At 44.2% G+C, this 19,101-nt stretch carries 18 protein-coding genes and 1 tRNA gene; 4 read left to right on the forward strand and 15 right to left on the reverse strand.

What is annotated here, in order from left to right; translation table 11 throughout:
- The 10 genes from ACEW8S_RS19085 to rseP all read right to left on the reverse strand — a co-directional run.
- Window positions 1–581 (reverse strand): 5'-nucleotidase (locus ACEW8S_RS19085; protein ID WP_373519698.1); only part of this gene is annotated, 581 nt, incomplete at its 3' end.
- 467 nt (window positions 582–1,048) lie between these two features.
- The gene (locus ACEW8S_RS19090; protein ID WP_373519699.1) at window positions 1,049–1,522 is read right to left on the reverse strand and encodes a DUF6730 family protein; all 474 of its coding nucleotides are present in this window, start codon (window positions 1,520–1,522) and stop codon (window positions 1,049–1,051) included.
- An 11-nt stretch (window positions 1,523–1,533) separates the two neighbouring features.
- Window positions 1,534–2,403 (reverse strand): relaxase/mobilization nuclease domain-containing protein, encoded by an 870-nt coding sequence (locus ACEW8S_RS19095; protein ID WP_373519700.1) that lies wholly within the window; start codon window positions 2,401–2,403, stop codon window positions 1,534–1,536.
- 4 nt (window positions 2,404–2,407) lie between these two features.
- Window positions 2,408–2,704, reverse strand: coding sequence for a mobilization protein MbpA (gene mbpA, locus ACEW8S_RS19100; protein ID WP_373519701.1), 297 nt, complete (start codon window positions 2,702–2,704; stop codon window positions 2,408–2,410).
- On the reverse strand, window positions 2,701–3,660 hold the full coding sequence (locus ACEW8S_RS19105) for a toprim domain-containing protein (protein WP_373519702.1): 960 nt from the start codon (window positions 3,658–3,660) through the stop codon (window positions 2,701–2,703). Before ACEW8S_RS19105 ends, mbpA begins: the two co-directional genes overlap by 4 nt.
- A gap of 208 nt (window positions 3,661–3,868) precedes the next feature.
- A complete protein-coding gene (locus tag ACEW8S_RS19110) occupies window positions 3,869–5,071 on the reverse strand; it encodes a VapE domain-containing protein (protein ID WP_373519703.1) in 1,203 nt (400 codons plus the stop codon).
- Window positions 5,072–5,082: 11 nt separating this feature from the next.
- On the reverse strand, window positions 5,083–5,373 hold the full coding sequence (locus ACEW8S_RS19115; protein WP_373519704.1) for a helix-turn-helix transcriptional regulator: 291 nt from the start codon (window positions 5,371–5,373) through the stop codon (window positions 5,083–5,085).
- Between the two features lie 157 nt (window positions 5,374–5,530).
- Entirely contained in the window at window positions 5,531–6,202 is a 672-nt protein-coding gene (locus ACEW8S_RS19120; protein WP_373519705.1) for a hypothetical protein, read from the reverse strand.
- A 123-nt stretch (window positions 6,203–6,325) separates the two neighbouring features.
- Window positions 6,326–6,399 (reverse strand) — tRNA-Asn (locus tag ACEW8S_RS19125).
- A 106-nt stretch (window positions 6,400–6,505) separates the two neighbouring features.
- A complete protein-coding gene (rseP, locus tag ACEW8S_RS19130; RefSeq protein ID WP_373519706.1) occupies window positions 6,506–7,864 on the reverse strand; it encodes an RIP metalloprotease RseP in 1,359 nt (452 codons plus the stop codon).
- A 204-nt stretch (window positions 7,865–8,068) separates the two neighbouring features.
- On the opposite strand from rseP, the gene ACEW8S_RS19135 reads away from it, so the two are divergent.
- The 4 genes from ACEW8S_RS19135 (at window position 8,069) to ACEW8S_RS19150 (ending at window position 14,346) form a co-directional block, all read left to right on the forward strand.
- A complete protein-coding gene (locus ACEW8S_RS19135) occupies window positions 8,069–8,752 on the forward strand; it encodes an SCO family protein (RefSeq protein ID WP_373519707.1) in 684 nt (227 codons plus the stop codon).
- Window positions 8,753–9,118: 366 nt separating this feature from the next.
- Window positions 9,119–9,364: a ferrous iron transport protein A gene (locus ACEW8S_RS19140; RefSeq protein ID WP_373519751.1), complete on the forward strand. Its 246-nt coding sequence runs from the start codon at window positions 9,119–9,121 to the stop codon at window positions 9,362–9,364.
- Window positions 9,361–11,598: a ferrous iron transport protein B gene (gene feoB / locus ACEW8S_RS19145; RefSeq protein ID WP_373519708.1), complete on the forward strand. Its 2,238-nt coding sequence runs from the start codon at window positions 9,361–9,363 to the stop codon at window positions 11,596–11,598. The genes ACEW8S_RS19140 and feoB overlap by 4 nt, the downstream gene beginning before the upstream one ends.
- Window positions 11,599–12,792: 1,194 nt before the next feature.
- Window positions 12,793–14,346: a carboxypeptidase-like regulatory domain-containing protein gene (locus ACEW8S_RS19150; protein ID WP_373519709.1), complete on the forward strand. Its 1,554-nt coding sequence runs from the start codon at window positions 12,793–12,795 to the stop codon at window positions 14,344–14,346.
- A 140-nt stretch (window positions 14,347–14,486) separates the two neighbouring features.
- On the opposite strand, the gene ACEW8S_RS19155 is transcribed toward ACEW8S_RS19150, so the two are convergent.
- From ACEW8S_RS19155 to katG, 5 genes are all read right to left on the reverse strand, one after another.
- Entirely contained in the window at window positions 14,487–14,873 is a 387-nt protein-coding gene (locus ACEW8S_RS19155; protein WP_373519710.1) for a DUF423 domain-containing protein, read from the reverse strand.
- Window positions 14,874–15,177: 304 nt separating this feature from the next.
- The gene (locus ACEW8S_RS19160; protein ID WP_373519711.1) at window positions 15,178–15,546 is read right to left on the reverse strand and encodes a SnoaL-like domain-containing protein; all 369 of its coding nucleotides are present in this window, start codon (window positions 15,544–15,546) and stop codon (window positions 15,178–15,180) included.
- Between the two features lie 176 nt (window positions 15,547–15,722).
- The gene (locus tag ACEW8S_RS19165; RefSeq protein WP_373519712.1) at window positions 15,723–16,130 is read right to left on the reverse strand and encodes a DUF2141 domain-containing protein; all 408 of its coding nucleotides are present in this window, start codon (window positions 16,128–16,130) and stop codon (window positions 15,723–15,725) included.
- A gap of 57 nt (window positions 16,131–16,187) precedes the next feature.
- Entirely contained in the window at window positions 16,188–16,616 is a 429-nt protein-coding gene (locus ACEW8S_RS19170) for a hypothetical protein (RefSeq protein WP_373519713.1), read from the reverse strand.
- 158 nt (window positions 16,617–16,774) lie between these two features.
- Window positions 16,775–19,021, reverse strand: coding sequence for a catalase/peroxidase HPI (gene katG, locus ACEW8S_RS19175; RefSeq protein WP_373519714.1), 2,247 nt, complete (start codon window positions 19,019–19,021; stop codon window positions 16,775–16,777).
- Window positions 19,022–19,101: the final 80 nt, after the last annotated feature.

Consider the following 19,101-nt stretch of genomic DNA (forward strand, 5'->3'; position numbering starts at 1 on the left):
TTTTCTTTTTCATGTTTATGAAATGCACCGATGTCTTTAGACTTATATATGATTTCTGATTCCTCAGAAAAAACAACTGCGCCTGCATCAAAAGCAAATTTCACCCTGTCCATTTCGGGTTCAAAATTCTCAGGCGGATCATAAATCAAAGCAGTGGCACAATTGGCAGTGTCAATGATTTTCTGAACATCACTTTCGTCTCTTGATAGAAAAAGGTCTACATCAAAAGCGTCAATAAAAGGGGCAAGTGGTTCTCCTCCTGAAAAAGCACATCTTGTTATTGGTAGTTTGAAATGTTCAATAGCCTTTAAAACTCTTACACCAGTTTCGGGACTGTTTCTTGACATAACTACAACCTCCACAATTGGCTCTTTTTTGTCTACATGTTTGTTAAGTTTAAGTAATGCTTCAACCAATGGGAAAGCAGTTCCTTTTTCTAATAGTTTGTTCTCATTTGCCAACTGATATTCTCGAAAGCCCCGGATATTTTTTTCTCTAAATATCTGTTCCTCTTTTTCCAAATTGAAAAGAGCTCTTGAGGAAACTCCAACCACTAATATTTTTGAAAAGTCAAGTGGCATTTATTTGTTTTATCTAGTCGGTTATTAATTTGGTATAGGGTACACATTCGGTGAGGTCCAGAATTAAATAATTTGGAACTCATTAAACGACCAAAATAGGCAAAGCCGTTCAGTTTAGCAATTAAGTACATAGGGGAATTCAGAATTTTATTATTAATCTGGGAATTAAATATTTCCTAGGTATATTAGATTGCTTGCCACTTCTTTTTTCTAAGTTCACATTCTTATTTAGGTAGATTGAGTTTTGGATTGATTTTATTTTTGTAAACTTAAAGTTTAAGATCAGTTCAGTCTGCAGAACGTTTTTAAAATTGTAGTTGTTCGCAAATTCATTTCTAATGCTTTTGGGAGAGTTAAATGATTTTATCCCAAATCTTACCATAATTACTTACCTGCGCACGGATCCTGTCCGGTTTTTGTAGCGTTCCGGCAGATAAGCGTGAAGCAAAAACCGGATAGGGCGCACCCTATTTTTGATTTGGAACACTATCTTTTTCCTGTAACCATTTTTGATATGTTTTATAATGTTCTGGGTACTGATCAAAATATCCTCGCAAACTGGATATTACCTGTTGCTCCCCTTCTCCAAAGGCCTTTTCCCGGATATCATCGATTCGTGATACCTTGAAGGACAGATAGCCTAAAATGATCAGGGAAACGATCCAAATCGAATAGTGCAACCATAGCTTTGCTTTCGGAATCAAGCTGGCTTTGGAAATACGTTCCCCCATTTTTTGGATCAAGCCGTTAAGTTGGGAGATTCTGACCTTTTCCGAGGTAAGATGTTCCCGGAGCATGGACTCCATTTCTCTGGTGTCCGGCTTTATATTGATATTTTCCACGTTTTCCGTCAGCCGCTCCAACCTTTCCACGGCCTTGTTGAACCCGTCCAGCTCATCACTGAGCAGTTCCATTACCTCGTCCAATTTCTTGTATCCCATAGCTTCTTTTCTTAATATCCAATTCCCGTATCGATTGATTTTTTGATCGTTTTCTTGATCAAGTTTTTAGCTATACTGGTAGCAAGGTTGGTGCTCATTTCCACGGTTTTTTCCAGTAGCCGGACCGATTTGCCCACCTCTTTTGGTTTTGCCATCCCCCAATTCTGAGAAAGTTGTCCCATTATTTTTCCTCCCGATATGGAGCGGTGCACCTCGCTGGCCTTGAAATTGTGGCCTTGGTATCCGAACCGGAATCCCTGTAACCTGTTTGCCCTGTTGATGCTTGGGATTACTTCTACGTTCCGCGCTTTCATTGCCTTCATATAACCGTCTAGGGTTTTCGGCCTTTGGTTCTCCATCACCCTCTGGTGAATGTTCTTTATTTCGAGACGTATATGTATTGAATCCAGTTCCTTTTCCAATTGCACCTCCCTGGCCGTGGTCAGTCCCATTTCCTTGGCCACGTTTTCGGCGGCCAGTTGGCTCCGCTTCCCTATAAAACTGTCGTTATAGGCCTTCCCGTCAAAGCCTATCCGGTTGACATAAAGGTGCACATGGGTGTGGGCCTTGTCCCTATGCACAAAGGCGATGGCCTGCCGTTCCTTCAGTTGCATTTCTTTAATGAATTTTTGGGTCAGTTCCTTTAGTTTTTCCTTGGTCAGGTTCCTGCCATCCTCCCGTGTGGGGCTGAGTACGAAGCTCAGGGTGTTCTTTTGGCAGCGCGCATTCTGCTCTTGGATGATCTTGAACTCCTCGGTTATCTGTTTGGCATCGTTGCCCGCCAGATGTTGGCTGTAGACCACCTCTGCATCTTTCTCCTGGTTCCAGCCGTAGCCTATGGATGCACCGGTGTGCGCTATGGATCTTCCCTTGCCTATCATCCCTTTATTTTTTGAAGTTGTACAAATGTTTCCTAATCTGTTCCGCCAGTTGTGCTACCTCGTTGGCCAGTCTAGGGTTCCGCTTTTTGAACATATTGCCGATACTGGTAAAGTTGTTCTTGTACTTGACCAAGGTTCTGTAACATTCCAGTTGCTCTTTGGTAAGTCGTTCGATGACCGAGTTGCCAAAAGCGGAGCTGCGGCAGTATTCCGAAAGACTAATACCTGCCCGCTTCGCCTTTTTTTTGAGCAGCTTCTTTTCGTAGATGGAACATCTGAACTTGATGTAGGTCCTTTTCATTTCCTTTTGATTTTGCGACCATCGGGAGCAAAGCAAGATCGTTTTTGTGGTAACAAAAACACATCTTGAATTCCCTGCCCGATTAAATCTATTGTACTGCCCATGAGCCATTCGTTCATATCCTTAAAATCCTCGTAAAGGGTTGATCTATCCTTACAGTACTCGGAATGCCCTATCAATTTCTGGGTGATTCGTTTACCGGTTCTGTCATTGTCCAGGTAGAGTTCGATACTGGAATAGCCCTCAATTATGTTCTTTGCTTTTTGAAAGAATGCCGTGGAGTTCAGTACAAAGAAGTCATATTCGGTTCCTAATTTTTCATTGCTTTCCAGAATCGATAATAGGTCGAACATGCCTTCCGTTACAATGAGTTTGGTATAGTCCTTTTTGATATGGGTAACATCTTTTGGCGAGCTGGAATTCTTCATGTACTTGTTACGTAGTTCCCATCCCCCTGAATCGTTCTTCAATCCAATGGCGAAATAGTTTTTTTCATTGAACCTGTAATGGACTTCCCTTATATATTTTAAGGCGGTTCTCGGTTCAATATTTCGCGATTTCAAATAACTTTTCAATGCTGGATGAGCCAGCTCTTTGACAGCTATGATTTCGATTTTGGTATCCTTTTCTTCCTTCTCAAAAATAGGTTGCTGTTGAAAAGAAAAAGAGATTTGATGTTCTGCAATTATTCTCAAAACTTCCCTTACCGAGCATTTGGTGATCAGGCATACCAGGTCGATGACGTTCCCGCCCTTTCCCGCCCCGTGGTCGTACCACCTATTAAGTTCCTTGGACACCTTGAAAGAGGCTTGGGCCTCGGGCCGGAAAGGACTGAGGAACCAAGCTTCTTTCTCCGTTGACTTGGTAGGAAAGTGCCCGAGTTTTGCCAGCGCCCTTTCGATGGGAAAAGCTCGGGCTCTTTCGCACGATAGTTTGTTAGTTCTTTTTCTTTTCATCAGCTTAATTTTTGTAATTCCTCCTACCTTCCCGACCGGCCCAATGATTATAGGGCTTTTGGCTTAGGTTAGATAAGTTTTCAATGTTACCTATCCTACCTGTTAGGTAGGTTAGGTAACCCTTAGGTAAGATGGGAGTTCTACATCCTACCTAAGCAGATGCCCCATTCCCATTTGTTTTCTTTTCCATTAGGTAACTTGGTAGGTATTATTCCCTTTTTTTCGGAAGTTCCATTTCCCAAGGGATGTCCGTAAAAAGCGGTTTGGCCAGATAGCCGTACAGGTGCCGTTTGGGATGTTTCACTTTCTGGAACCCGAACCCGGCCAGCGCACGTCCGATATTTATATGGTTCAAGCGCAGGTTGAGGCAGCCCGTTGCGACCATCACATCTGATGCCGTCCTGAAGTCCTTCATGTCGGTCGACTTCTCGTAGTACTTGGCAATGACCTCTTGCTCCGAGGTCAGCTTGGTGTATCTCTTGTTGCGCTCCTCGTTTTCCCGGATATCCCTGATGGACAGCTCGGGATCGAAATTGGGGTCTGAATAGGCCAGATGGTAGGCCTGCGACCATACCCCGCTGATATCGGTTTCCTTGGAATACCCAAAATCGATCTGCCCTTTCAGTTCAAAACAAAGCCAGCGGACCGAACCTGTCTCGTCGTTCAGGAAGGAGGACATGTTGGTACTTCCCATAAAGGAGCATATCCTTGTCAGGGTCGTGTTCTTTCGGTCATAGGGCAACCTTTCGTTTATAAAGGTCTTGGAGAAAAAGGATTTCAAGGCATTAACATCCTTTTTGGAAAGTACGGCCAGCTCGTCAAGATTGTACAGAAAGTTCCGGCAGAGCTGTATCCGTGCGTCCTTGTCGTTACTTATATCCTCGGCCATGTACTCCGCCAGTTGGGGCGGACAGAGAAATCGGCACCAAGTGGATTTTCCGGAGTTCTGGCCTTGATGGGACAGTACAAAGGCCTGTTTGTTGAAATAGTTGTGTTCCAGAGCGCATTTGATCGTCCGCACCAACCATTTTTTGAAGTGGTAATTGAACGCCTCTTTCTCATAGGTCGGTACATAGGATGCCAGTTCGAGGATATAATCTTTCCCGTCCCATTTGGCCAAGTTTTCAAAGTATTCCCTGATGGGATTGTGTTTGGGTATCCATTCCGAACGGATAAGGATCTCCAGTTTCCCTGTCGGGATATCGACCCCTGCCTTTGCCAGTTCGATGATCAGGGAGTTCAGGTTCAGGTATTGCCATTTCTTGGAGTCTTTAAGGGCAATCTGAAAGTCATGGGAGATCTCGTTGTACGTAATGTCATACTTGGCCTCCAGATATTCCATGGTATAGTCGTATACCGTCTTTTTCTTGGGATCCGCTACATCGTAGAGTCCCGGAATAGTATTTGTCATAGCGCTGCTGTTTATCTTTTGTTTTTAGCGAGCTGTTCATTGAACTGTCGTTCCAGAAATTCGTCGGATAGATTGGGTTCCCCCAGGAGCCATGAGTCGATTTCCTCTTTGTTGAAGAAAAGTTGACGAATGTGTTTGTTATTCCCTGTCGGAATCAGCTTTAATTGGGAGAGCTTGTAGATTTTGCTCTTGGACAACCCGGTATACTTAACAAGGTCATCGATATTAAATACTTTTTTGGTGTGGGAAAGCAGGCCTTTAATATCCTGTAGTAAGTCCACAACATTTTCTTGCTCATTCATAATCTTTGGATTTAAAATTAATTATGAGTAAAAGGCCTTTTACATTGATTGTACGCAGCAAACATATGACGGCAGATGCCGTAAAAGCAATAGGGAAATGACGATTGCTGGTGGATTGCTGTATATTTTCTTTATAAAATTGAAGTGGTGCAAATTTTTATGAAATACCCAATGCTTTTGCGATGTCCTTACGCGCTTCGTCGTAACGACCATCCTTCGTAGCCGTGCGCCATTTGGAGTAACTGGAGGGAAGTGTACTTGGATTGATTTCGGATTCTTCGAACGTAAACCGCTCCAAAATGAGCATGTTCAAAGACTCCTTGGGTGTCATATCCATATCGGAAATCCCTTTGCGTACAATGAGATCCAAAAAAGTAAATATAAATCGGACATTCCCCGGTTGTTTGCTCTTTGGAGTTTCCCTTACGACAATCCTTTGCTCTGCCGGTAGTCCGTTGATCAATCTGAGAAGGTTCTCTACATCCCCATCATCAAAATCAAAAAAACCGATATCGATTCTGGATTTAGATAGCGGGACAAATGAAAAACCCTGAACATTATTTTGAAATAGCTTCTCGGATTCGAACCACGTAATCACCAGCACTATCGAAACACCAAACAATAGTGTTACAAAAATGTAGCTAGCTACAATCTGAACAATCGAATACGTGATACCGGAAAACAGAAAATAAAGGGTCAACGGTACTATTGCAAATAGCAGTATAAGGAAAAAGGAAAGTCTGTTCGTAGTCAGGGAGCCGTATTTTAGCGAAAGCAATTTTAGCTCCCTTCTGCTTTGATACAGCCACTTAGCCAATATTTCGCTCAACTTTTCCATTAATTTAAGATAGGATTAAATAGAGTAAAATGGAAAAATAAAATGTTGTACCTATGTTGTACCCAGCCAAAAAAGAAAGGCCCCGCATTTCTGCGAGGCCTTTACTGGCGGGGGCTCCTCCTCTTGGGCTCGAACCAAGGACCCTCTGATTAACAGTCAGATGCTCTAACCAACTGAGCTAAGGAGGAATTTAAGTTTTCCCTCTTGGGCTTCTGCCCTTTAAAACTGCCAAAAGTGGCGCAAGAGGGTGCAAATATAATCGTTTTTTTAATTGTCCCAAATAATTTTCACTTCCTATTTATCCGTTAGCCACCGATAAAGGTCATTGCCATTGGCGAAGAGCACCAAGGCCAGCAATAAAAAGAAACCGATCATTTGGGCATATTCCAAAAATTTGTCACTGGGCGTTCTGCCGGTAACCATTTCATAGAGCAGAAACATAACATGACCGCCATCGAGCGCAGGTATTGGCAAAAGGTTCAGTACGGCCAACATTATGGATAAAAATGCCGTGGTGTTCCAAAACACCTGCCAATCCCACACATCGGGGAACAGACCTCCAATCGCAGCGAAGCCACCGACACCTTTGTATGCCCCCGTATCGGGATTGAAAATTTTCTTGAGTTGCTTTAAATAGCCGGAAACCGTACTGACCCCTTTATTCACACCGGCAGGTATGGATTCCAAAAAAGTATACTTTTTTGTCTCGATCTTGAACAATCCCCTTTTAGCATAGTCTTCCAAGGTCAGGCCTCCGATAGCCAGCCCGAGCATTCCATCTTCATCGACCTTTGCTTCCAGTTCTTTGGATGAACCGTCGGCGCGTTTGATGGTCAAATCTATGGTGCCGCCTTTGTTGTTTTCAAGTATCGGCATGATTTGGTCTCTATACTCGACCTTTTGGCCGTTCACGGCAACAACTTCGTCAAGTTCTTCGAATCCCGTATCACGGTTCGGAGAGTCCTCAGGTACTTCTGCGATGACAAAAGGCTGTCTAAAACTGATAAACCGAATCTTATCGGTATCATCGATAAGGGTGGAGATAAAATCTACCGGCATTTGGTTTTCAATAGTCTGCCCATCCCTTTCGATAGTGATGGTGTTGCCATTGACGATTTCCATCAGAATGCTTCCGAATTCCCGGACTGGATTTCCGTCTACCGCAAGTATCTTATCCCCGGTCCGGATTCCGATCTTATCGCCAAGTTCCTTTTCCGTAACAGCTACGCCATCCTTTAAACTATCCGCACGAATATATTGTTCACCATAGGCATAGGCTAGTCCGACATAAATAATGAAGGCTAAAATAAAGTTTACGCTGACACCACCTATCATAATGATCAAACGCTGCCAGGTCGGTTTGCTGCGGAACTCCCATTCCTTGGGGGCTGACTTCATCGCATCGGTATCCATACTCTCGTCGATCATTCCGGCGATCTTTACGTAGCCGCCCAATGGAAGCCAGCCGATGCCATAAACGGTCTCCCCTATTTTCTTTTTGAACAGGGAAAATTTGATATCAAAGAAAAGATAGAATTTCTCGACCCGGGTCTTGAAAAGTTTTGCGGGAATAAAATGCCCCAATTCATGGAGCACGATAAGCAACGATAGGCTTAAAAAAAATTGTGTGGTCTTGATCAGTATGGGATCCATCTAAATTATCTAGGTTTAAAGCGAACACAGAGGTTTTTCACCAATAGTCCCGTTTTTTGAATTCAGCGCACAAAAGTACGCTTTTAGCACCGCTTAGAAAAAAAAGTAGATTACGGCCATCCGTTTTTAAGAAACATTTGGCAGCAACGGTTTTCATCACTCTTGAACGCCACCCTTTACTAACGTATCTTTGCCAAAAAGAATATGCGCACGTTTTTCGCGAAATACCGTCTTTTCGGGATTGTGTTCTTCTGCCTTTGTGGGGTAATCGTGTATCTTTTCTACGAGGCCTTACAGCCCCAGAAATTGCTGACCATCTACCAGCCTTCCATGGTGAATCCAGAATTGGTGGATAGTACCTTGCAGTACAAGAGAAAATACCATACCGTTGCCGACTTTTCCTTGACCAACCAGAACGGGGAAACCGTAACCCAGAAAGATTACAAGGACAAAATTTACATTGCGGATTTTTTCTTTACCACCTGCCCTACCATTTGCCCGATCATGACCAAGAACATGGTCGATATTCAAGAACGCATCATGAATGACGACGATATTTTGCTATTGTCCCATACCGTTACGCCGCAAATCGATTCCGTTGCCCAACTCAAGAGGTATGCGCTGGAAAAGGGGGTGGATGATTTGAAATGGAATTTGGTTACCGGGGATAAAAAGCAGATTTACGAACTGGCCAGAAAATCGTATTTGGCGGTTAAGGAGGATGGCGATGGAGGCCCTTACGACATGATCCATACGGAAAACTTTATTTTGGTCGACAAGCAACGACGAATTCGTGGGTTTTATGACGGCACTAAAAAGGAGGATGTCGAGAAGTTGATTGGAGACCTAAAGATTTTGGAAAACTCGTACTTGGATGGGAAGGAGTAAGCGGTAGCGGTTGGCCGCATGACGCCTAAAGGTAAAATAGCTTCCTTGTCATGTCGCAGTCGAGACCTGAACGGTAGTCATTCAAATTAAACTCTCAGCTTTAGGTAATCTTGGGTGCGGTCAAATGGCTCGAAGCGACACTAATTGCACTTTTTTGTCAGCCCCCATCCCATATTACAGTGCTGACAATTATTTTGAACCCTATATCATGCGGCCGGACAAACTCTGATATTCCTTACTGCCAACTGCCACTTTCCCCTATATAACCGAATTTTTCCTTTTCCCCGTCAAACATCCCATTAATTCAAGATTTTTGCCTTAAATTTGCCCTTCCTTATAATAAATCTAAATAAAAATTGTGAAACGATTACGATGACGGTAGCACAGTTGAAAAGAGGGCAAAAGGGAATCATCAGGGAGTTTGCCGATGACAACCTTCCGATAAAATTATTGGAACTGGGCTGCTTGCCCGGCAATGCCATCGAACTTGTACAGATCGCCCCTTTCAACGACCCTATCTATATCAATGTCAACGGATGCCATATCGCCATACGCCGCGAAACGGCACTGCTCATAGAACTTGATATTATTGACGACACCCGTGCGCTATGAGCAAGCAGATCAACGTAGCCCTAATTGGTAACCCCAACACCGGAAAGACCTCTGTTTTCAACCAACTGACGGGCCTGAAACAGAAAGTCGGCAACTACCCCGGCATTACCGTTGAAAAAAAGGAGGGAATCTGCAAATTGCCCAGAGGCGTAAAGGCCCATATTCTTGATCTGCCCGGCACCTATAGCCTGAACACGACTTCTTTGGATGAAAGCGTTGCCGTCGAGCTACTGCTGAACAAAAACGATAAAGACCATCCCGATGTAGCCGTCGTAATTTCGGACGTCGAGAACCTGAAACGTAACCTTTTACTGTTCACACAGGTGAAAGACCTCAATATACCCGCCATTCTGGTCATCAATATGTCGGACCGTATGTCGCGACGGGGTATTTCTTTGGATGTCGAACTACTGGAGGAAAAACTGGATACCAAAATCGCCCTCGTAAGTACTCGGAAAGGTACGGGCATCGATACCTTAAAAAATCTAATTGCCGATTACAGGACGCTTTCCGCTGCAAAAAATGTAGATGTTACCGTGATTGCTCCCGATTATTTCGAAAAACTAAAGAAAACCTTTCCGAAACAAGACCTCTACAAGCTATGGTTGGTCATCACCCAAGATGTCAACTTTATGCGCATCGACAAAAAGCTGGTCGAGGATCCCACATCGTTGTATACCAAGCCAAAATCGGAATTGAAACGCCTTCAGCAGAAAGAGACCATTCTCCGTTACCAGTTTATCAATGGCATTCTTAAGGAAACCTATAAAGTAGATCCGACTGCGGCAAAAGGGCTCAGGGCATCCGCGGACAAGATACTGATGCACAAAGTCTTCGGCTATGTGATTTTTTTAATGATCCTGTTGCTCATTTTCCAGGCCATCTATGCATGGAGCGAATTTCCGATGGACATGATCGACGAGTTTTTCGCGGCCGCCAGCGAATGGGTGAAAGATACCCTACCAGCAGGGGTATTAACCAATCTTATTGCCGAAGGTATCTTGGCCGGTATCGGTGGAATCGTGATATTTATTCCCCAGATTGCTTTCCTGTTCTTTTTTATCTCCCTTTTGGAAGAAACAGGTTATATGAGCCGGGTCGTGTTCTTGATGGACAGATTAATGCGTCCTTTCGGGCTTAGCGGTAAGAGTGTCGTACCCTTGATGTCGGGTACCGCCTGTGCCATTCCCGCCGTGATGGCCACCCGTACCATCGAAAATTGGAAGGAACGTTTGATCACCATCTTAGTCATCCCTTTTACGACTTGCTCTGCCCGTCTGCCGATATATCTCATCATCATTGCACTGGTCATTCCCGAAGGCACTTTTTTGGGGCTTAGCTTTAAGGCGCTGACCCTGATGCTATTGTATCTAATCGGTTTCGCTACCTCCGTGCTGTCCGCCATGCTGCTGAACAAGATATTGAAGATGAAAGGTCGTTCGTTTTTTGTGGTTGAAATGCCGAACTACAAACTCCCTCTTTTTAAAAACGTAGCCTACACGGTTTGGGAAAAGACAAAAAGTTTCGTTTTCGGGGCCGGAAAGATCATCTTGGCCATATCGATCGTACTCTGGTTTTTGGGTTCGAACGGTTATTCGGAGGATTTCAGGAACGCCGAAAGTATCGTTACCCAACGTATCGAAGCGCAGGGATTTTCGACCTACAGCCAAAACTATATGGCCAAAAAATTCTCGAACTACAAAAAGGACAATAAGGTAAGTGTTATCGACCAGCCGAACACCATGGGCCTAAGCACTCTTCAAGATAGTCTGAAAACACAGTCCGAAACCTTGAAAGAGCGGGCAAAAAATCAGGAGATCGCAAGTTACAAACTAGAGCATTCGTACATCGGATATATGGGAAAAGCCATCGAGCCGATCGTAAGACCCCTCGGCTACGATTGGAAAATAGGTATCGCCGTACTGACCTCCTTTGCAGCCCGGGAAGTTTTTGTGGGTACCTTGGCCACCATTTACAGCGTTGGCAGCGATGAGGAACAGACCATCCAGAACCGAATGGCCGCGGAAGTGAACCCCAGGACCAAAAAACCCTTGTTCAATCTGGCCTCCGGTATTTCGCTATTGCTGTTCTACGCCTTCGCAATGCAGTGTATGAGTACCCTCGCCATCGTAAAACGGGAAACCAACAGCTGGAAATGGCCCATGGGGCAATTGGTTTTTATGAGTGCTTTTGCTTATATTGTGGCCTTGGTGGCGTATCAGGTGATGAAATGAGAGCAAAGGGGATAAAATAGAGAAATGAGACTTTAAAAAGTGGGTAGTGGCAGTCGCGGTAGGTAGTTATAAATTTAAACCGGGCAACTAAAATCAAAAAATGGATATTCTTCAAAACATATTGGTCTATAGTATTCTCGCAGTTGCTGTTGGTTATCTTGTCAAGAAGTTTTTGTTGCCGAAATCTTTGTTCGCATCGGGAAAAGGGGATGCCAAAGGCTGCGGACAGGATGATTGTGGGTGTCATTAAGAGGATAGCCTATTGGAATAAAAAAGCCACCGAAATCGGCAGCTGTTATCTTTTTAAGTTTTGCCTATTTTACTTGACAATGATTTGATGCACTTCGTCAATTTTCTTTCCCAATATCTTTAGGAAATAATTGCCCTTTCGTAAGTTGGATACATCGATACAAGAACATTCAATTGCTATATCGAATTCTTGTTGTAGTACGGGATTACCCCCTAATGTTTCCCCATATAAAAAAGAAATTTAATCCTCAAGGAATGGCCTGGCACACGATTGGTACGACCTAAAAATCGGTTTCGCCGTTCGCTCTTTTATATTTGATGTAGCCAAGCCCTGATATCCTATCCAATAAATCAAAATGGTAGAGCCCAAGGGGAGTGCATCTACGATTAAATTATAAGTCACTATACTTTCAATTGCTATAACTTTCTGGTGCATAAGAAGTATGACCACACATCTTGCTAAAAATTCGAAGAAATATAAGTGTTATCGATCAGCCAAGATTGCAGGTTGTTCATCGACAGGAAAAAAACGAACAGGTTCAAGAAAAGTATCGCACTTTCCAGCTTCTTTCTTGACCAAAAGGTTGCGATGTCGAACACAAAACCCTGAACTGCTCCGGCAATAAGTAGAAAATTGAAAACAGCGGTCATTGTTGGTCAGTAGGGTTGTTAGTGTCCACAAGATAAAAAAATTCGGGGCATCCCACCTTTTGAGCTAATCTGTTACTGTCCGATTGTATGGGAAATACTTTGAGAAGATCTATTCCTGCCGCTGCTATTCAAAGGGTAGTGCTCTCATTAATTAGTTCTCAACCTTGTTAAAGTAAAACCACCTCAGAGTTCGCCTTCCGTTAATAAAAAAATAATTCAGTACTAAAAAAATCAAAAACAGGGGGCTTTGTTCGATTGCTATTGCTTTTTTTGAGGAATCAAGATCGAAATTTCATGCCTAACGCCCAAAAACTGAGTTTACCCCTTCTTTTTCTTAGTATGTTTTATTCCGCAAGTGCGCTACAAGCCCAAAGCCTGAGCTCGGTCATCATCGATTCTGTCACCAAAAATCCGGTTCCCTATGCTACGGTGCAGTTGAACAACAGGGGCATGATCACGAACGAAGAGGGGCGGTTCAAATTTTCCTTTGACCAAAATATTAGGGAAAACGATTCGCTGTTTATTTCAAGTATCGGCTATGAATCCCTCGGAAAACCGATCAGTGAGTTTACCGATAGCGTTATTGTGTTGCGGCCCAAGGCCATTGAACTGAAAGAGGTAATTGTTTCAAACAAAGAATACACGCCTAGGGAAATTATCGAATTGGTCGAGGATAACATCGAGAAAAACTACTTTACAGATTTCACCAAAAAGCGGGTTTTCCTGCGGGAAACCTATCAGAACGAGGTTTTAAAGGCCGACTACGAACTTAAGGAATCGACCATTGCGGCCTTTAACGAAAGTTTTCTGGACAGTGTCATCCGCAGTTTTCCAAAGAAAAACACCTACTATACCGAAATGCTGGGCGACCTGTACGGCAACGACGATGCCGACAATCAAAAATTGGATTTAATCAAGGCTTCCGAGATGTACGATAAGGACAAAAACCTGGATGTGGAAAAATTGGAGGAGAAGTTCAACCAGATAGTGAAGGAAAATATTAAATCCGACTCGTATTTCAAGATTAAGTCCGGATGGTTTTTTGGCACTAAGGTCGATGCCGACGAGATGGGAGACCTTTTCAAAGAGGATATTGACTCCACCGATGTGGCCGCCCTGAACAAAAGGTTGGCCGAAGAAAAAAAGCAAAAAGAAGAACGCCGGAAAAACTTTTCAGGTTATAAGGGTCGTGTGCTAAGCGACCTTATCAAAAACCTCCCGATTTTTGGCGATACCGATTACAACATCATTTTTAAGCCCGGGAGATATGAGCTCACCTTAAAAAATTTCACCTATCTCGGCGACCAAGCGGTCTATGTCATCGATTTCGTACCCGACGGCTCCCCTGAATACAGGGGCCAGCTCTACATCAACGCCGACGATTTTGCCCTGATCCGAATGGATTTCGAAAACACCGAAGCTTTGCGGGACTTTAATCTGCTCGGTGTTTCAATCAATGAATATCTCGCCAAGGGCAGTATTCTGTTCGCCAAGGGCACCGACGAAAAATACCATTTGCGGTACTATGACATTATTAAAGGGGTACGGGCAGGTGTCAAAAGACCGTTAAAGATTATAGAAAAGAACAAAAACGTAAAAGGCAGAACAAAGCAGAACGAATTGTCTATGAAAGTAGATGCTGCGTTCGGCAATGTCAATCGCTACGAATTGGTCGTCTTCGATGAAGAACCGATCAATGAAAACCAATTCGAAAACTTTAAGGAAAACAACGAAATACTGCCGACCTATATGCCTAACTACGACCCTGAATTTTGGAAAGGCTACAATATCATGGAACCCAATCAGGCCATTAAAGCGTTTACTTCGGAGGCCGAACTCACAGAATGAACGGGCATGATTATGTCAATGAAGTTTAGGATGTTGCATGACGAAATACGACCTGCCCCAACCATAGGTTTTTGATCGCAGGGCCAACTTAATACATTATTTTTTACCGCAATAGGATATAAGGCAAACTCTTGGACAAATCAGAAATACCGCCCTACAAACTGATACAGCAAAAGACCCCACCCCACTACCAAAAGTAATCCGCCTAAAGGCGTTATCGGCCCCAAAAAGCTCCATTTTTTACCTTTGGAGGCGCTTAATGCAAGTCCATAAATGCTAAACGAAAATAGGAACGCACCGATTAGAAAACAGTAGACCATATATTTCTGTGGGGGAGTATCCAAATTAAAATTGAAGCCTAGCATAATCAATACGAGGGCATGGTACATCTGATATTTGACACCGGTCTCGAAACTTTTCCGCTGTTCTTCCGAAAAGGATTTCTTAAGGGCATGTGCGCCGAAAGCGCCGAGGATTATGGCCAGAAGGCCGTAAAGTGCACCGAAAAACTGCGCAACTAGAACCATATCGTTTTGTTTAAATCAAAGATAGGGTTTCTGGATTGTTTTTCTGGTAAGCATAGAAATCACCACAACGTCTTTTCGAGACGGCCTAAAGGTCCAGGCGGGTCGAGCTGCAACGCAAATCAAAATCACCACATCGTCGAGACCCTCTACAAAACTTGAAAAACGGCGGTAATGACATAATTGTCAATTTTCAATAAATCAGTCAATTTTGTCAATGATAGTTTTCCCTGAGCTAGGTAGAAGGGAACGCTAGCCAAGACGTGTAGTCTTTTAATGGACGTATTGTCAATGGCCGTTTATTACCTCAATTGTTTTCATCGTAAAAAAACTGCTCCTTCACGATTTTACCGTCTTGAACCTGATAGACCGCGATTTCCGACATTTTTGAGCGTTGACCGGAAGGTTTGTGGGTGGTGTCCATATCGAACCTTACCGAGAACCAATTGTCGGCAACGAGCGGGTCGGAGACTTCCGTAGAATGCACCTCGAAATTCTCTTGCCACCACTCCCCTTTCTTCTTTATTCCTTCGAAGCCTTCGACATAGGCGCCTTCGGCCTTGCCGTCGTTTTCAATACTTACGATTTTGGGACTGTACAATTCTTGGTAAGGCTTTTCAAAAGCACCTTGTTTACAATAATCCACCAGTTTTTTGGCTATTTCCTTTGTTTCCATGATGTTTTTATTTTATTGATTAGAACAACAAATTACGACACATCCGTTTGTAAAACAACAGCTTAAAAAAACTTAATGGCGATTTAACGCAAAAGTGGATTAACGATGGCAAAGCGTATGTTTAAAATCAGGGCGTTGCTATTCGAAAGTAAATTGAGTGACCGAAAGATGATAGCCTATTTAATGGGTACGGATATCGACTGATCCGAAGTAAGCTCGAACGAACACTCTTCGAAACTTGGAGGGCCAAAAGTTTTCATCTTTCCCTTAGAAAATCCTAAGGGCTCCTTTGGAATACCGAGTGCGTTCGTATCAAGCTCGTCGTTGCCATTTTCGTCGTGAAAAACGGCTAGGGCGTACGTGCCTTTAGGCAAGTCCTCGAGTACCACCTTTGTACTTCCCTTTTGGCTGGGCGCACTTTCTGCTTTGAATACTTTATCGAATTTGAGGAAATTTTCTTTAGTATCGTAGACGGCTACGCTGACCTTTCCCTCGTTCGATTTAACGTTCTTAACGGTAACTGTAAGGTCGAATTGTGCCATTGTGAACAAGGGAAGTAAAAGGAAAAGAGAAAGTAATTTCATAATCATGGTATTTTTTTAAGTTCAGAATATTTCCAAGTTTCAAAAAACATACCATAATCAATCGGAGGGCTTTGGTAGTCTGTCCGCCAAGAACTGGTATATGTTTTGAGTGTCGGTAGAATCTTTAAAATTAAGGTAAAGTTTGAGGGAATCTTGATACGTTACGGCAATTTTTTGATTCGAAAAATTATCGACGAAAACGAAAACCTTCTTGTCCGTCAGCGAATCTTTGAATTCCCTATAGATGCCCTTGCCCATTTCTTGGGCCGAAAAACCGTTTAGGCGTTGCATGGGGGGAATTTTTTCCACAAACTTGACACTGTCCAATTCCGAATACTTCAATTTTTTATAATAGAACCCGGAGAGGATTTTTATTTCGTTGGTGTCGGTGGACGTCCAATTTTTGTAATGCATGACAAACGCCAACAGGCAAACGATGACGGTCGCTACCGCCAAGATATTCCATAGCCAAAGTCGCTTTTTCAAATTAAACCTTGTTTGTCATTCCCAATCCTACTACTCAAACTATCCATACTGGATAATATTGTTTTATAGGGATGGTTTTTATGGGATAAAGGTAAAAAAAAGAGCCGCGGTATCTACCGAAGCTCTTTTCAAGACTAAATTGAGGTCAATAGGATGACTTAATCAAATCGATCAAGATTCATCACTTTGTTCCACGCGCCTACGAAATCTCTTACGAATTTCTCTTTGGCATCGTTGGTAGCATAGGCCTCGGCTACCGCCCTTAATTCGGAGTTCGAACCGAAAATAAGATCGACCCGCGTACCTGCCCATACGACTTCGTTGGTTTTACGGTCACGTCCGGCGAATACCTGTTCGGAATCGGAAGTCTTTTCCCATTTGGTACCCAAATTAAGTAGGTTGACGAAAAAATCGTTGGTCAACGCCCCTTTGTTTTGGGTAAGGATGCCGTGCTGCGATTGCTTGTGATTGGCATCGAGCGCGCGAATGCCGCCAACCAAAACCGTCATTTCAGGTATGGTCAAGGTCAGCAATTGAGCGCGATCTATCAGCATTTCTTCTGCGGAAATATCATGTTCCGTTTTGTCAAAATTTCGGAAGCCGTCCGCTTTGGGTTCCAATACCTCGAAAGCTTCCACGTCGGTCTGCTCTTGGGATGCATCGGTACGGCCTGGCCTAAACGGCACCTTAATATCATGACCCGCATTCTTCGCGCCTTGTTCGACGCCTGCGCATCCCCCTAGAACAATAAGATCAGCGATGGACACTTTCTTGTCACCGGATTGATTGCCGTTGAATTCATTTTGGATTCTTCCGAGCGTATCCAGAACATTCGCCAAGCGCTGTGGGTCGTTCGCTTCCCAATCCTTTTGGGGCGAAAGACGGATACGGGCACCGTTAGCACCGCCGCGTTTATCGGAATCGCGATAGGTCGATGCAGAGGCCCAAGCGGTAAATACCAAATCGGCTACCGAAAGGCCGGAAGCCAGAATATTGGCCTTCAGCGACTTTATATCGTCATCGTTGATCAGTTCGTGGTCAACGGCCGGCACCGGATCTTGCCAGATCAATTCTTCCTGAGGTACTTCCGGACCCAAATATCGCGAGGTTGGCCCCATATCACGATGGGTCAGCTTGTACCATGCCTTTGAATAAGCGTCTGCGAACTCGTCGGGATTTTGACGAAAATGCCTTGAAATCTTCTCGTATTCCGGGTCCACTTTCAAGGAGAGATCGGTGGTCAACATAAACGGAGCATGTTTTTTGTTCGGGTCGTGGGCATCGGGTACCGTACCGGCACCGGCACCATCCTTGGGTTTCCATTGTTGTGCCCCGGCGGGACTCGTGGTAAGTTCCCACTCATAACCGAAAAGGTTCTCAAAATATTTGTTGCTCCATTGGGTCGGACTGTCCGTCCAGGCCCCTTCAAGGCCACTGGTAATCGTATCGCCGGCATTTCCGGTACCAAAGGAGTTTTTCCATCCAAAGCCCATTTCCTCGATGTCTGCACCGGCAGGTTCCACACCTACATATTCTCCTGGATCGGCCGCACCGTGGGTCTTTCCAAAAGTATGTCCCCCGGCGATCAATGCCACGGTTTCATAATCGTTCATGGCCATTCTACCGAAAGTTTCGCGGGTATCGCGCGCTGCGGCCACGGGATCGGGTATTCCGTTCGGCCCCTCAGGGTTTACATAGATCAATCCCATATGCGACGCTCCCAAAGGCTGTTCGAGCTGACGGTCTCCTGAATAACGTGCGTCATTGCCCATCCATTCCGTTTCCGAACCCCAATAGACATCATCTTCGGGCTGCCAAACATCGACACGACCGCCGGCGAAACCGTACATTTTCAGTCCCATCGATTCATGGGCACAGTTACCGGCCAAGACCATCAAATCGGCCCAAGAAATCTTTTTCCCATATTTCTGTTTTATCGGCCATAAAAGCAAACGTGCCTTGTCAAGACTGGCATTATCGGGCCAGCTATTCAGGGGCGCAAAGCGCTGCGAACCCGAACTGGCACCGCCCCGACCGTCGGCGATACGATAGGTACCGGCACTGTGCCAGGCCATACGGATGAAAAACGGCCCGTAATGGCCATAATCCGCCGGCCACCAGTCTTGGGAATCGGTCATCAGGTCATATAAATCTTGTTTTACCGCCTTCAGGTCGAGGGATTTGAAGGCCTCGGCATAATCAAAATCGGCGTCCATGGGGTTGGACTGCGGGGCGTGTTGACGAAGAATGTTCATTTTCAACTGGTTCGGCCACCAATCGCGGTTGCCGGTACCCCCACCGGCCACTTGATGGTTTTCGCCGCTCATGAACGGGCATTTGGCGCTCGATTCGTTAACGTCCCAAACCTTGCCGTTCTCCGATGTGCTTTTGTTGTCAGTACTCATAATATTGTATTTTTAAGTTTCCCATGGGCAATAAGCCATCCCATTTACTCGTTTAAAAGTAATAAAATTAGGATGAAATA

Origin of the sequence: Pricia sp., assembly GCF_041745955.1 — a bacterium.
In the GTDB taxonomy this organism is placed as follows: domain Bacteria; phylum Bacteroidota; class Bacteroidia; order Flavobacteriales; family Flavobacteriaceae; genus Pricia.